Raw genomic sequence first — 541 nt, forward strand, 5'->3', positions numbered from 1 at the left:
GCGGCGAGGAAGCTGTTGCCGTCGAAGCCCTTGTCCCACAGGACCAGCATGTCCGGCCGCAGCAGATGCAGCAGCCGTGAGGCGTAACCGGTCTCGCTGCCGGCCGGCGGTCCGAACACCGCACCGATCAGCGACCTGGTCCCCGTCTCGACCAGCGTCATCAACTCCAGTGTCGGATAGCCGTGGTGAGACGTCCGCCCCAGCCAGAGGCGGTTCCGCTCGGAGTCGGAGACCTTCTGCGAACTGCACCCGTCGAACGACACGGTCCGGAACGGACCGAATCGCACCCCCGGTGTCGCCGGGCGGGCCAGGGGCCCGGCCAGCACCTCGAACAGCGCCTGCACCGGCGCGGAGCCCAGTCGACGCCGCAGGTCACGCAAGGCCTTCGGCGTCGGACAGGCCACCTCAATCCCGTCCAGACCCGCCGTCAGCTTGTCCCAGACCAGCCGATACCCAACGGGCCTTGACCCAAGGCCGGGTAGTTAGCGTTTTCGCAGGTCACGCAAGCCTGTTGAAGGATTTCTGACGCAGTGCAACGGAG

The 541-nt window shown here is 67.5% G+C and carries 1 pseudogene; it reads right to left on the reverse strand.

The features are described 5' to 3' along the window. A pseudogene (locus tag MTF69_RS42695) lies at positions 1-458 on the reverse strand (transposase domain-containing protein); the annotation flags it as partial. Positions 459-541 lie beyond the last annotated feature (83 nt).

This window comes from Streptomyces sp. AP-93, assembly GCF_022808175.1.
Classification (GTDB): Bacteria; Actinomycetota; Actinomycetes; order Streptomycetales; family Streptomycetaceae; genus Streptomyces.